A 15625-nucleotide genomic window follows, 5' to 3' on the forward strand; every position below is an offset into this window, starting at 1 on the left:
CTTTGTAAATTGTATTTAAGAAGTGTTAAATAACTTACAAAGTTCTCTTAATATATAATGTAAGACTATGAAAAAGAAATAATGTTACAAAAGATTACTTAACAGTATCTTTTTGTTGTTTCTTCTTCTTTCCGAATAAACCACCTAAAACGTCTGTTACCTTTTTAACCGTTTCGTCTTTTTTATTGGTTGTGTTAGTACTATCCTTCTTTTTGTTTCCTAATAAGCTACCTATAGCGTTGTTTACTAACTTGTCTTTTTGTTGTTGAACTAATTTCTGGCTTAACTTAGTAACCGATGAAGATAAATCTGTTTTTACAGAAGGACTTGTCATGTTACCTGTAATATTAGCAGTAATAGGAACTGTTATGTTTTGTTGCTCTTTCGCGCTTAATTTTGCAAGTAATCCTTGTGCTTCATTACCTAAATATTTAGCAGGAACATTAAGTGTAACGTTGTAGTTCATTGTTTTATCAAATCCATGGTTACCACCTACAGTAATACCAATATCTTTATACTTTAAATCAAATGGTTTTACAATCACATTACCTTCTTTAAAAGATAAATATGTCTTAATATCAGATAAATCTAGTTTTTTTAAATCAATAAAAGACAATTTATTGTTTAATAAACTAAGTGCTTTTGTTTTTTCAGGGTTAATGCTAGTTGTCAATAGTTCAGCTAAAGCATTACCAGAAATTGAGGTAAGGTTTGGAGTAAAATCGTCATTCAAACTTCCCATTAAATCAATGTCAGAATTTAATTTACCATTCATAGCTCCGGCAATAGGGCTTAATGATTGTAATAAGTCTAAGCTAGTAAATGATTGAGCAATGTCAAAAGATTTGATGCCTAACTTCATATCGAATGTAGGTTTCTTTTGCTGTGTATTAACTTCTCCGTTTAAAGCAATTTGACCATTAAAAATACCGGCATTCATGTTTTGTAAAATGGCTTTTTCGTCTTTTAAAAGCAATGTTCCTCTTACATTTTTCAAAGTCAAATTATCGTAATATACAGTTTGAGCGTTTGCAGAAACGGCACAGTCTAAAAATGCAGGAATTTTTAAAGACTCTTTGGGTGTGTCTTTTTTAGATGTTTCCTCTTTGCTTTCAGTAGCTTCAGGGCTTTCTTGCATAAAATCGCTAACATAAAAATTGTTTGAGTTTAGCTTGAAGTTTCCTTGTAGTTTTTTGTCAGAAAGTAAAAAGCCTAACAGGTTTTTAATTGTTCCTGTAGCATTTAAATCACTTTTTCCTGAGGTAGCATCAAACTTACTTAAGGTAATGGTACCAGGTGTAAAATTAACCACTGTATTTTTAATATGAAGTGGATTTACAACATCTTTTGAAGAAAAAATAAAGTCGCTCACCTCCATTTTTCCATTATTTTTAATACGACTTAAAGTGTTGTTTTCAATCGCTTTCATGTCGAACTTCGTATGCAAATCAGCCTTTAAAATTCCGCTCAAATCATTTTCTAAATCAATAGGATATGCTTTATTAATATTAGCAAGGTTTAAAACACCTTTTAAACTAGCATTTATCTTTGGATTGGTAGTTAGATTATAAATATTTCCTTTTCCAGAAAAAGTATCCTGATCAATCTTAAAAGAAAGACCATTAATAGTAACAAACGTATTTTCGGTTTTACCAGTAGTGTTTTTTATTTGCGCATCAATATTAATGTTTTGAACACTTTTAGGCAAATCAGGATATTTAAATGAAGCATTATTTGACTTCATAGATATATCTAACTTCGGAATATGTTTATCGTCAATAATTCCGTTTACCTTTCCATTTACACTAAAGTTACCCGTAGTGCTTACGCCAGCAATACTTTTGGTATAGGCTTCTGGAATTAAACCTAAAAAGTTTTTAAAGTCAGAAGACGGAGTTTTGAAGTTGATATCAACCTCTTGGTTTTTATCGTTAACTTGAACAAAACCGTCAAAAACCAATGGAAGACTATTTAGTTTAGCTTCATTTTTTAAGAAAGAAAACTTCATATTAGTTAAATCCATTCCTAAAATAGCATCTAATTCTATTTTTTGGTTCTTGGCATATGAATTACCGTCCATTCCAAAAGAAACTAAAGTAGATGTTTGGGTATCTAGTTCTGTGTTTGATTGAGAAAAGTCACCACTTCCACTATGATTTAACTCGGTTAGTTCAAGGTTTAGTTTACCTTGCTCGTCATTGTATTTTATCGTAGCATTATTAATAGCATATGAATTAATAGACAGTCCAAAAGTAGATGGTTCTTCATCTTTTGTCTCTTCTGTCTCAGAAGGTTTTGCAATATCGTAGTTAGCATTTCCTTTTTTATCAACCAATACGTTTACTAGAGCATCATCAATAGTAAATGATTTAATGTTTAGCTGCTCAGATGAAGCTTTAAAAAGTTCTGTAAGTTTTAATGCTAAGTTTACTTCTTTAGCATATACTAAAGTATCACCTTCAAAAGGAGTGTTGTTAATAACTGTTAGGTTAGATAATTGAACTGATGCATTTGGGAAATTTCTAAGTAGGCTTAAGCTAGAATCGCTAAAATCAACTTTGGCGTTTACGTTGTTGTTAATAGTAGTTTTTACCAAGTTCATCACTTTATCTTGAAATAGTAGGGGAATACTAACCAAAAGGATGAAGAAAAAAACTATAATACCTAATAATATTTTATATATCTTTTTCATTATGAATAAAGTTTGTCATGTAATACTAACGAACAAATTTCAACATTTATTTGTAAATAGAAAGTGAATAAAATTATAATTTTTCTTTTGGTAATTTTGTGGCGATAAAACCATGTATTTTGAATAAGAAACAGCAATACTCAAATTTTATAAAAGCACAAGCAAAACGCTTGGGTTTTTTAGGTTGTGGTATTGCAAAAGCTGATTTTTTAGAAGAAGAAGCACCTCGTTTAGAGCAATGGTTGCAAAATGGATATCACGGTGAAATGCATTATATGGAAAATCACTTTGATAAACGTTTAGATCCACGACTGCTGGTAGATGGTGCTAAATCAGTAATTTCCTTGTCGTACAACTATTTTCCTTCGGAAGTTCAGCAAGAAGGAAGTTATAAGATTTCTAAATATGCTTACGGACAAGATTATCATCATATCATCAAAGATAAATTACGAGAATTATTACAGTTGATTAATGATGAAATAGGAGAAGTTTCTGGTCGTTGTTTTGTTGATTCTGCTCCTGTGTTAGAAAGAGCTTGGGCAAAAAAATCAGGGTTGGGTTGGAACGGGAAACACTCGTTGTTAATTCAAAAACAACAAGGATCATTTTTCTTTTTGGCGGAATTAATTATTGATTTAGAACTCGAATACGACGACCCTTTTAAAACAGATCATTGTGGTAGTTGTACTCGTTGTGTTGATGCATGCCCAACTCAAGCTATTTTGCCTAATAATACAGTTGATGGAAGTAAATGTATTTCATATTTAACAATTGAGCTAAAGGATGCAATTCCGTCAGGATTTAAAGGAGAAATGCAAGATTGGATGTTTGGTTGCGATGTGTGCCAAGATGTATGCCCATGGAATCGTTTTTCACAACCGCACAAAGAAAGTCTATTTACGCCTCAAGAAAACTTACTGCAAATGACAAAACGTGATTGGCAAGAGTTAACACAAGAAACCTTTAGTAAAGTGTTTAAAAAATCGGCAGTAAAGCGTACTAAGTTTTCAGGGTTATTAAGAAATATTGACTTTATAAAATAATAAAACCGCTTAGAAAAGCGGTTTTATTTATGTTTTAAAGATTATTTAGGATTCGTCTCTCCAAAGAAAAACCAATTAAGTCCTTTTTTTAGCATTCCACTTTCTTTTACAGGAGTTTGTTTTTCTGTTTCTTTTGCGTTGACAGTTTCTCCTTCAAATAATTTTACAACAAAATCTTCATAAGATGCGTTAACCTCTTCTTGTAAGAAAGAATTAAAATATAATTCACTTGCTTTTTCACCTTTAACTTTTTCAATTTCTAATAGCGTTTTGTATAAAGGTTCAATTTTTTTTATAACGTTTTCAGGTAAAGATTTTCTCCTTCCAGTATATCCAGTGATTTTTCCGTTATCATCTTTTTCTACATCAAAATCAGTAATAACCCAGTAGTACCTACCTGTTCTTGTTAAGTTTTTAACAATAGCATGGAAATTATTTCCTTGCTTTAGGTTATCCCATAATATTTTAAAGACTACCTTAGGCATGTCAGGATGCCTAATAACGTTATGAGGTTCTCCAATAAGTTCTACTTTATTATACTCCGAAGCCTCTTCAAAGGTGTCGTTCATATATAAAATAGTCCCTGCAGGATCTGTTTTACTAATAATTGTTTTTGATTTGTCCCATTTTATTTCCTCATCTATAACTTTAGAAGGTCTAAGAGAATTGTTTGTGTGCATTTTTTTTGTTTTAATAGTTATTCGGGGTGGTTTACTCAAAAAATAATCAACAAATATAAGGTTTTTGAAGTAGGAGTTTGCTTTGAAAGGATTTTTAGTTACGATAAGAGAATGTAATTTTTATTTGGTCTAAAATATTAGTTATATGATAATAGAATTATGTTAGTTTTTTATTTTTTGATAATAGAATTGTATTATTAACTAACAGTAAGGGGTAAGTGTGAAAAAAAAAGGATTGAAACAATTGTTTCAATCCTTTTAAAAAACATTTTAAGAGGGATTATTTAGGGGTAGTAAATTTATGTTGGGTTTGTTTCTCCAAAGAAAAACCAATTTAATCCTTTCTTTAAAGGGTTTGTTTCATTCTTAATTTTTTCAGCTTCTTCTTTAGAAAGCTCTTCGTTAAACAAATCAACTACGAATTCATTATATGTTTTACCAACTTCTTCTTTTAAGTAGGCATCAAAATACATTTCACTAGCTTTTTCACCTTTAAGTTTTTCAATGTCTAAAAGTGTTTTATATATAGGTTCAATTTTTTTTACAACTCCATCAGGAACGGCTTTCCTTCTAGCGGTATACCCTACAATTTTACCCTCTTCATCTTTATCAATGGTAAAGTCGGTAATAACCCAGTAATATCTGCCGGTTCTTGTTAGGTTTTTAACAATTGCATGAAAGTTTTCACCTTTCTTAAGAGCGTCCCATAAAACTTTAAAAGCTACCTTGGGCATATCTGGGTGACGGATAATATTATGAGGTTCGCCAACTAACTCAATGGTACTGTATTCACAAGTGTTAGAAAAAACATCGTTAGCATATAAAATAGTTCCGTAAACATCAGTTTTGCTTACAATGGTTTTTGTTTTATCCCATTGTACTTCTTCGTTAATAATGTGTCTTTGTGTAGTTTCCATTTCTATTGGTTTAAGGTTAGGGCAAATTTGAGAAGAAAAAGAAAGACTAAATATGACTTTTATCAGGTTGTTAATTATTTTTTAATAATTTTATTCATGATGTTTATAATTCTCAAAAGTTAGGGTTAATAGCCAAAGGAGTTTAATGAGATAATATAACTTTTATAGGTAAGCAAGTTACTTTTACTTAACAAACAAAATGTATATTTGTAAGTTCAAACAAACAAGAACGAACCTATGAGAGATTCTAGAAAAAGGCATGAAGCTTTACTATATCATGCCAAACCGAAGCCAGGAAAAATAGCAGTAGTACCTACCAAAAAATACGCAACACAACACGATTTATCATTAGCGTATTCACCAGGTGTTGCTGAACCTTGTTTAGAAATAGCGAAAGATAAAAACAACGTTTATAAATATACTTCAAAGAGCAATTTAGTGGCTGTTATTTCAAACGGAACAGCAGTTTTAGGGTTAGGTAATATTGGTCCTGAAGCATCCAAGCCAGTAATGGAAGGAAAAGGATTACTTTTTAAAATTTTTGCTGATATTGATGTTTTTGATATTGAAGTAGATGCTACTGATGTTGATAAATTTGTTGAAACAGTAAAAGCTATAGCTCCTACTTTTGGAGGAATTAATTTAGAAGATATTAAAGCTCCTGAAGCTTTTGAAATTGAAAGAAGATTAAAAGAGGAGTTGGATATTCCTGTAATGCACGATGATCAGCACGGTACAGCAATTATTTCAGCCGCAGCCTTAAAAAATGCATTAGAGATTAATGAAAAGGATATTAAGGATGTAAAAATTGTTGTGAACGGAGCCGGAGCCGCAGCAATATCATGTACGCGTTTGTATCTAGCTTTAGGTGCGAGTCGTGAAAACGTAATTATGTGTGATAGTAAAGGGGTTATTAGAAAAGATAGAGATAATCTAACATCACAAAAAGCGGAATTTGCTACAGATCAAGATGTAAATACTTTAGAGGAAGCAATGTTAAATGCCGACGTGTTTATTGGTTTGTCAAAAGGAAATGTGGTATCTCCTGAAATGCTTTTGTCAATGGCGAAAAACCCAATTGTTTTTGCAATGGCAAATCCAGAACCAGAAATTGAGTACGATTTAGCTATAGCGACAAGAGACGATATTATCATGGCAACAGGAAGGTCAGATCACCCTAATCAGGTGAACAATGTATTAGGTTTTCCTTTTATTTTCCGTGGAGCATTAGATGTACGCGCAAAAAAAATTAACGAAGAAATGAAGATGGCTGCTGTACATGCATTAGCAGATTTAGCAAAACAATCAGTGCCAGAACAGGTAAATATTGTATATGATGAAGTAAGCCTTTCTTTTGGAAAAGAATATATTATACCCAAACCATTTGACCCAAGGTTAATTTATGAAATTCCACCAGCAATAGCAAAAGCAGCGATGGACTCAGGAGTTGCTCAAGAACCTATCGATGATTGGGATAGGTATAGAGAGGAGCTGATGGATCGTTCAGGAACAGGAAGTAAAGAAGTACGCTTATTACACAACAGAGCTAAAAAGAATCCTAAGAGATTAGTGTTTGCTGAAGCAGATCATTTAGATGTTTTAAAAGCAGCACAGAGAGTTTATGAAGAAAAAATTGGAAAACCGATTTTATTAGGAAGAAGAGAAATTATTTTAGAACTGAAAACTGAGTTAGGATTTGATGCTGATGTGCCAATTATTGATCCTAAAACAGATGAGGAAGAAGAAAGAAGAAACCGATATGCTGAAATATTTTGGAAATCAAGACAACGTAAAGGAGTTACGTTTTTAGAGGCACAAAAATGGATGCGTGAACGCAACTATTTTGCAGCAATGATGGTAAATTCAGGAGAAGCAGATGCGTTGATTACAGGGTATTCAAGACCTTACCCGTCTGTGGTGAAGCCAATGTTAGAATTGATTGAAAAGGATCATGGAGTAACAAGAGTTGCAGCAACAAATATGATGTTAACGAAGCAAGGGCCTATGTTCTTAGCAGATACCACAATTAATATCAATCCAACAGCAAAAGATTTAGCTAAAATTACACAGTTAACATCTGTGTTGGCTAAAATGTTTGGGATGAAACCAAACGTTGCAATGTTAGGATTTTCAAATTTTGGATCATCAAAATCTGAAAGTTCAACTAAGATTAGAGAAGCAGTTTCTTACATCCACCGTCATTATCCAAATGTTGTAGTTGATGGTGAGTTGCAAGCAGATTTTGCTTTAAATCCAGAACTATTAGCAAAAGAGTTTCCTTTCTCTAAACTAAATGGAAAAAGAGCAAACGTATTAATTTTTCCAAATTTAGAATCGGCTAATATTACCTATAAGTTAATGAAAGCTGTTGATGAAGTAGAAACTATAGGACCAATTTTACTTGGAATGAGTAAGCCAGTACACATTTTGCAATTGGGGGCAAGTGTAGATGAAATGGTAAATATGGCTGCAGTAGCAGTTGTAGATGCTCAAAACAAGGAAATGAAAGCAAAAAACAAAGTTTCTCAATAAGATAAGAGAAATTTTTTTAAAAGATAATTTTTTCTATTTTAGACCAATAGAAAAAAATAGCTAGATGATAACACAAATAAGGGGAAAACTTGTGGAAAAAAATCCTACATACGCTGTTGTAGATTGCAATGGAGTAGGATATTTAATGCATATTTCTTTAAACACATATTCATTATTACCAAACGATGAATATGTGTTGTTATATACACACTTATCCATTAGAGAAGATGCTCATACGTTGTATGGATTTTCAACAAAAACAGAGCGAGAAGTTTTTAGGTTACTAACTTCGGTTTCAGGAGTAGGACCAAGTACTGCACGAACCATGTTGTCTTCTATGACTTCACAAGAGGTTTCACAGGCAATAGCTTCTGGAGATGTAAAATTAATTCAAACGGTTAAAGGTATTGGAGCTAAAACTGCACAACGAGTTATTGTTGATTTAAAAGACAAAGTCTTAAAAACTTTTGATATAGATGAAGTTTCTGTGGTACAGAACAATACAAATAAAGAAGAAGCGTTATCTGCTTTAGAAGTTCTTGGGTTTGCACGAAAACAAGCTGACAAGGTAATAGGGAATATATTAAAAGAAACACCTGATGCTAGTGTTGAAAAACTTATAAAACAGGCGTTAAAAAACTTATAAAAAAGGTTGGAAAAAGCAGTTATTAATAGACTACTTACAGCACTTGCTATTTTAGTAAGTGTTGTTTCGTTTTCACAAAATACTCAAAAAAATAAGACAAGTAATGCTAAACAGGATACTGTTATTCCCCTTAAGTATAATTTTAAATATAACCAAAACGGAACACTTTATTTAAACAACCCTTCTCAAAAAGTAGTAACTTATGATAAGGCGTTGAATAAGTTTATGATTGTTGAAAAAATAGGAGATTACTATGTAGGTACCCCTATTTTTATGACACCTAAAGAGTATAATGAATACCGCTTAAAAAATGATTTAAAAGATTATTTTAAAGAAAAAGTAGACGCTACTAACCCTAAAAAGAAGGGCAGTGAGGCTGCTCGTAAAAACTTATTACCTAAATACTATGTAAATTCTAAGTTTTTCGAATCTGTTTTTGGAGGTAACACTGTTGAGGTAAACCCAACAGGACAAATAAATATTAAACTTGGAGGTGTATATCAAAACAATGAAAATCCTCAAATCTCTGTTGAAAATCAAAGCAGCTTTACATTTGATTTTGATCAACAAATTAGTGCGAGTTTACAAGCAAAAGTAGGTAAAAGATTAACGGTAACGGCAAATTATGATACCCAATCTACTTTTGATTTTCAAAATATTATTAAGTTAGAATATACTCCAACCGAAGATGATATTATTAGAAATATCGAGGCAGGTAATATTAGTATGCCAATTAAAAACTCACTTATTAATGGAGCACAATCGTTATTTGGGGTAAAAACAGAATTACAGTTTGGTAAAACATATGTTACAGCTGCATTCTCACAGCAAAATTCACAATCTAAAACAGTAGTTGCTGAAGGTGGAGCAACCATAGAACCATTTGAATTACGAGCATCTGACTATGATAATGATCGACATTTCTTTTTATCACAATATTTTAGAGAAAATTACAAAGAAGCTTTAGAGAATTACCCTTTAATTAACAGTCCTATAAATATTACTAGAGTTGAGGTTTGGGTAACTAATAGAAATCAAAACGTAACCGATTATCGTAGTATTGTAGCTTTTGCCGATTTAGGAGAATCTGATGATGCAAATGAAGTGAATCCAGCTGAAATAACAACAACACCTGGAGCTATATCAGTTAATTCTGAAATTATACCTTATAATGGAGTGAATAATTTAAGTTCTTTATTAACAGCAAATTCAGGTGGGATTAGAGATGTTGCAACTATTGATGCTGCAATTAATGGTATTGGTGTTCCAGCGAGACAAGGCTTTAACTATACATACTTACAAAATGCTCGTAAGTTACAACCTAATGAATTCAAACTACATCCACAGTTAGGGTTTATCTCGTTAAATAGACGATTAAATGACGGAGAAGTTTTAGCAGTAGCTTTTGAATATACTGTGGTAGGAGCCTCTAATAGTGAAACAGTTTTTAGAGTAGGAGAGTTTTCAAACGATGGAGTTGTTGCACCAGCAAACCTAGCAGTAAAATTATTACGTAGTGAAATTTTAAATACAGTTCGACCAGGAACAGCTACAGCAAATAGTCCCGGTGAGCCTTTTCCTACGTGGCGCTTAATGATGAAAAACGTATATGCTTTAGGAGCATTTCCATTACAACGTGAAGGTTTTCGTTTTGAGTTATTGTATCGTGATGATGAAACAGGAACCTTACAAAACACTTTACAAAATGCAGCAAATACAGCGTTAAAGAATGAACCATTATTAAGGTTACTGAATTTAGATAAATTAGACCAAAGTGAATATGCAGTTACAAATGGAGATGGTTTTTTTGATTATGTAGAAGGAATTACGGTAAATTCTGAAAGAGGATACATTTTGTTTCCTGAACCAGAACCATTTGGTGAAGATTTATTACTGAAATTAACCAATCCAACAGATCAAACAAAATACGGTTTCGAAGAATTATATTTAACTACTAAAATTCAAGCTAAAAATGAGTATCAGAACTTAGATAAATTCTTCTTAAAAGGATATTTTAAATCAGAAACAAGTAGAGGGATCTCTTTGGGGGCTTTCAATGTTCCAAGAGGGTCAGTTCGCGTTACAGCTGGAGGAAGACAATTGGTTGAAGGGATAGATTATGTGGTAGATTATCAATTAGGTCGTGTGCAAATTTTAGACCCAGGTTTAGAAGCTTCAGGAATTCCAATTAACGCATCTGTAGAAAATAATACATTTTTTAATCAGCAACGAAAAACATTTATAGGAATTGATGTTGAACATCGTTTTTCTGAAGATTTTATTTTAGGGGGAACTTTTTTAAATGTTAGTGAAAAGCCAATTACACCTAAGGTAAATTTAGGAGGAGAGCCTATAGATAATATTATGTTAGGTTTGAACTTAGACTATTCTTCAGAAGTACCCTATTTAACAAAACTAGCAAACAAATTGCCTTTCGTTGAAACTGAAGCTCCGTCAAATGTTTCGGTTAGAGCGGACATGGCATATTTGTTACCAGGATCTCCTAGTGGAATTAATGTAGATGGTACTGCAACTTCATATTTAGATGATTTTGAAGCTTCACAAATACCAATTAACTTAAACTCACCACAGCAATGGTTTTTAGCGAGTACGCCAGAATCTCAAGGTTTTGATGGAGGAACTTTTGGTTTAGAATACAATTACAAAAGAGGGAAATTAGCTTGGTACAATATTGATCAACTATTCTACGGAAGTGGAAACAGACCAAGTAATATTGATGAGAATGAATTGTCTAGAGATGAGGTACGTCAAATTCGATATAATGAATTATTTCCTAACACAGATTTAGACATTACACAACAAAACTTAGTTAGAACCTTAGATTTAGCTTATTACCCTGCAGAAAGAGGACCATATAACTATAATGAAAATGCAAGCAGTGTAACAGCTGAAGAGCGCTGGGGAGGTATTATGAGAGCATTAACCACGAATAATTTTGAGCAAGCAAATGTTGAGTATATTCAATTTTGGTTAATGGATCCGTATGAAAACTATTCAATTACAACTGAAGAAGGTTTGCCTGCAGGAATTAACCCAAATGACCCAACAAATCAAGTAGGGAAATTATTTATAAACTTAGGTAATGTTTCTGAAGATATATTAAAAGATGGAAGAAAGCAATATGAAAATGGGCTCCCTGCCGATGGACAAAAAGCTGACGGAGGTAATATCCAAACTTCTATTTGGGGAGATACCCCTATAAATCCTTCTATTTTATATGCTTTTGACTCTAGTAATGATGCAAGAACGAATCAAGATATTGGTTTAGACGGTTTAAGTGATGAAGAAGAAAGAATAAAATTCCCTGCATTTGCTGGACTAGATGACCCAGCGGGAGATAATTTCCAGTTTTTTAGAGGAGGAGAAATAGAAAACACTAATCCATCAGTTTTATCCAGATACAAAAACTTTAACGGTACAGAAGGTAACTCACCAACAGCGAGTCAGTCAAACGAATCATATCCAACATCATCAACCACCTACCCAGATACAGAAGACATCAATAAGGATCAAACAATGAATCCTGTGAATAGCTATTTTGAGTATGAGGTTTCTCTAAATAAAACAGATTTAGTATTAGGTCAAAATAATATTATTGATGTAAAAACACAAAATGTAACACTTTTAAACGGAGCAACAAGAACCACTAAATGGTATCAATTTAGAATACCTGTTAGAAATGTTACTGATGCTCAAAAAATTAATGGAATTACTGATTTTAATAGCATTCGTTTCATACGAATGTTTTTAACGCAATTCAAAATGCCAGTAGTATTACGTTTTGGAGAATTAGAATTGGTAAGAGGAGATTGGAGACGTTATACAAAAACATTACCAGATACAAACACTCCTCCTGAGGATTTAGATTCAAATAAATTAAACAAGTTTGAAGTAGGAGTAGTTAGCATTGAACAAAATCAAGACCGTTATAAACTGCCACCAGGAATTCAAAGAGAACGTTTGCAAGGAACCAATAGAATTCAACGTCAAAACGAGCAATCTGTAACGTTAAAGGTAACTGACTTAGAAGCTGACGAGGTTAGAACTATTTATAAAAATATTAGTATTGATATGCGTAGGTATAAAAAGCTGCGTATGTTTTTACATGCTGAAAATCAAAATAGCGTTACAGGCGCAAATGATGATGAAATGGTAGCAGTTATACGTTTAGGTACCGATTTAAACGATAACTATTACCAAGTAGAAAAGCCATTAAAAATATCTACATCAAACGCTTCATCTTTAGATGTTTGGCCTCAGGAAAATAATTTAGATATTCCATTAGAAGAGTTAGCTAACCTAAAAATTGAAAGACCAACAGGAAGCAATCTTACTGATGTGTATTCGTCGATAAGCTCTAATGGATTAAAAATTTCTGTGAGAGGAAACCCAACCTTAGCTCAAGTAAGAACGGTGATGTTAGGGGTTAAAAATACAGTTAGCGATAATAAAACTGTTGAAGTTTGGTTTAATGAATTACGTGCAGTAGGCTTTGATAACAAAGGAGGATGGGCAGCAGTTGTAAATGCAGATGCTAATATGGCTGATGTAATGGATGTCTCTTTAGCTGGAAGAATGTCAACCATAGGTTTTGGTAATGTAGAAGATCGTGTACAACAAAGAAGTATTGAAGAAATAAAACAATATAGTGTAGCTACCAATATTCAGTTAGGTAAAATGATGCCAAAAAAATGGAACATGCAAGTACCTATGAATTATAGTTATGGAGAAGAGTTTAGAGACCCAAAATACGATCCACAATTTCAAGATGTAGAATTAGAAGACGCAATTGATAAAAACCCAAATAGTAAAAATGCTCAAGATTATACAAGAAGGAAAAGTATTAGTTTCATTAATGTAAAAAAGAATAGAAACCCAGAAAGTAAGAAGAAACCTAAATTTTATGATGTAGAGAATTTTTCAGCCTCATATTCACATAGCGAGGAGTTTCATAAAGATTACAATATTGAAAGTTATGTAAACAAAAATGTAATGGCTGGTGCTAGTTATAATTTCACTTTTGTTCCTTTTAGTATAGAGCCATTTAAAAAATCAGAAGGATTTAAAAGTAGGTACTTACAATTTATAAAAGATTTAAACTTTAACCCAGTACCTAAAACAATAGCATTAAACTCAAGAATTAACAGAAACTATAATAGTCAACAGTCAAGAAACTTGATTATTGACCCAGTGAATCCTTTACCTGCTCAACCTGAGCTCATACAAAGAAGGTTTTTGTTTAATTGGGATTATACAATCGGTTTCGACTTAACTAAGTCATTACAATTAAACTTTAATGCGACAAACAATTATATATACGATAGTTTTGGAGAAGATGAACAATTAGAAGTTTACGATCAATTTTTCAGTATAGGAAGACCAGATAATTACCATCAAAAGTTAAATACAACTTATAAATTACCATTAAATAAGTTTCCATTCTTGAATTTTATCAATGCAGATTATGGTTATACAGCTGATTTTGATTGGAAAGCAGGTTCACAAAGTTATATTGAGCAAGTTGGAAACATGATTCAGAATGCCAATACACATAACTTAAACACAAATATAGATTTCGGTCGTTTTTATAAAATTGTTGGTGTAGATAAACTATTGTTAAAAGGAACAAAAAAGCAACCAACTCAAAAAGGAACAGCTACATTAGGAGGAAATCAAGTAGCCCAAAAGCCAAAGCTTAAAAAGAAAGCTACTTTTGGTCAAAAATTAGGAAAGGGAGTATATGATGTGTTAACATCGGTAAAAAGAGCAAAAATTAGTTACTCTCAAAATAATGGAACTTTACTACAAGGATATAAGCCTTCAGTTGGATTTTTAGGAAGAAATGGTTTTGACGGAGGCTTAGCTCCAACTTTAGGATTTGTATTTGGTAGTCAAACAGATATTTTAAATACAGCAATTGAAAATGGATGGTTAATTACTAGAAACGCTGGAGATGAGTATTACAGTAAGAATTACTCTAAAACAAGATATAAAAAACTAGATTATAATGTGTCTGTAAAACCTTTTAGAGATTTAACTATTGATTTACGAGGGAACAGAATTCAAACAAGTAACTTAACACAGCAGTTAGATGTTGTTTCAAATGGTAGTGGAGGTTTTGAGCAAGACCCGAATATAAAACCTTTTGAAACAGGCAATTATAGTATTAGCCATTTTATGTTAGGAACTATTTTTACTGATAATGAAACATTATATCAAAACTTCTTAGATTATAGAAGCACTATTTCAAATAGACTATCGGCAGAAACAGGCTTGCCTAATACGGGTACAGCAGCGTATCAAACAAACGGACAGCAAGCAATGCTTCCAGCATTTATTGCTGCATATTCTGGTAATAGTCCGAATTCGGTAAGTACAGGAATCTTTAAAAATATTCCGATTCCTAACTGGACATTACGCTATAATGGTTTTATGAAATATAAATGGTTTAAGAAAAACTTTTCTTCGTTTACTCTATCACATGGTTACAAATCATCGTATACAATAGGTAACTATTCTAATAATTTACAGTATGATTCAAATAATAGAGAAACAAATACAAATACTTCTGGTAATTATCAACCAGAACTCTTAATTTCGTCCGCAACTTTAATTGATGAGTTTTCACCATTAATAAAAGTAGATTTTAGAATGAAGAATTCAGTTTCATTCAAAGGAGAGATAAGAAGAGACAGATCTTTAACATTAAACTTTAATAATAATACTTTAACAGATGTTAAAGGGACAGAATATGTTTTAGGGTTTGGATACAAGATAAGAGATGTTAAATTTGTCACTAGATTTACAGGAAAAAAAGAAACTTTAAAAGGAGATATAAATTTAAGAGCTGATATATCGTTAAGAGATAACTTAACATTGATAAGAAGTGTAGATGAAGAAAATAGTCAGATTACAGGAGGGGAGAAATTATTTGGATTAAAATTTATTGCCGACTATAATTTAAGCAGCAATTTAACAGCATCTTTTTATTACAATCACCAAACATTTGAATATGCAGTTTCTACCACTTTTCCAAGACAATCTATTAATGCAGGAATTAATTTAGTATACAACTTAGGAAATTAAAACAAACA

Annotated in this window: 7 protein-coding genes; 4 read left to right on the forward strand and 3 right to left on the reverse strand. The window is 32.0% G+C overall.

Annotated elements, in window-relative coordinates; translation table 11 throughout:
• Positions 1 to 94: 94 nt before the first annotated feature.
• Positions 95 to 2692: an AsmA-like C-terminal region-containing protein gene (locus tag NH341_RS03015; RefSeq protein ID WP_253055661.1), complete on the reverse strand. Its 2598-nt coding sequence runs from the start codon at positions 2690 to 2692 to the stop codon at positions 95 to 97.
• A gap of 119 nt (positions 2693 to 2811) precedes the next feature.
• Here NH341_RS03015 and queG point away from each other — a divergent pair, with 119 nt between their 5' ends.
• Positions 2812 to 3735, forward strand: a complete 924-nt coding sequence (gene queG / locus NH341_RS03020) for a tRNA epoxyqueuosine(34) reductase QueG (RefSeq protein WP_047787905.1) — start codon at positions 2812 to 2814, stop codon at positions 3733 to 3735.
• A 41-nt stretch (positions 3736 to 3776) separates the two neighbouring features.
• Here queG and NH341_RS03025 read toward each other — a convergent pair whose 3' ends face one another.
• Entirely contained in the window at positions 3777 to 4415 is a 639-nt protein-coding gene (locus tag NH341_RS03025) for a PAS domain-containing protein (protein WP_047788346.1), read from the reverse strand.
• A 299-nt stretch (positions 4416 to 4714) separates the two neighbouring features.
• Complete coding sequence (locus tag NH341_RS03030) at positions 4715 to 5332, reverse strand: PAS domain-containing protein (RefSeq protein WP_047787904.1); 618 nt, start codon at positions 5330 to 5332, stop codon at positions 4715 to 4717.
• Between the two features lie 237 nt (positions 5333 to 5569).
• Here NH341_RS03030 and NH341_RS03035 point away from each other — a divergent pair, with 237 nt between their 5' ends.
• The 3 genes from NH341_RS03035 to sprA all read left to right on the forward strand — a co-directional run bounded on the left by NH341_RS03035 (position 5570) and on the right by sprA (position 15617).
• Entirely contained in the window at positions 5570 to 7864 is a 2295-nt protein-coding gene (locus NH341_RS03035) for an NADP-dependent malic enzyme (protein ID WP_047787903.1), read from the forward strand.
• Positions 7865 to 7928: 64 nt separating this feature from the next.
• Positions 7929 to 8510, forward strand: coding sequence for a Holliday junction branch migration protein RuvA (gene ruvA / locus NH341_RS03040; protein WP_047787902.1), 582 nt, complete (start codon positions 7929 to 7931; stop codon positions 8508 to 8510).
• 6 nt (positions 8511 to 8516) lie between these two features.
• Positions 8517 to 15617 (forward strand): cell surface protein SprA, encoded by a 7101-nt coding sequence (gene sprA, locus NH341_RS03045; RefSeq protein WP_253055662.1) that lies wholly within the window; start codon positions 8517 to 8519, stop codon positions 15615 to 15617.
• The last annotated feature ends 8 nt before the right edge of the window (positions 15618 to 15625 follow it).

This window comes from Tenacibaculum sp. XPcli2-G (assembly GCF_024124505.1).
GTDB lineage: Bacteria > Bacteroidota > Bacteroidia > Flavobacteriales > Flavobacteriaceae > Polaribacter > Polaribacter mesophilus.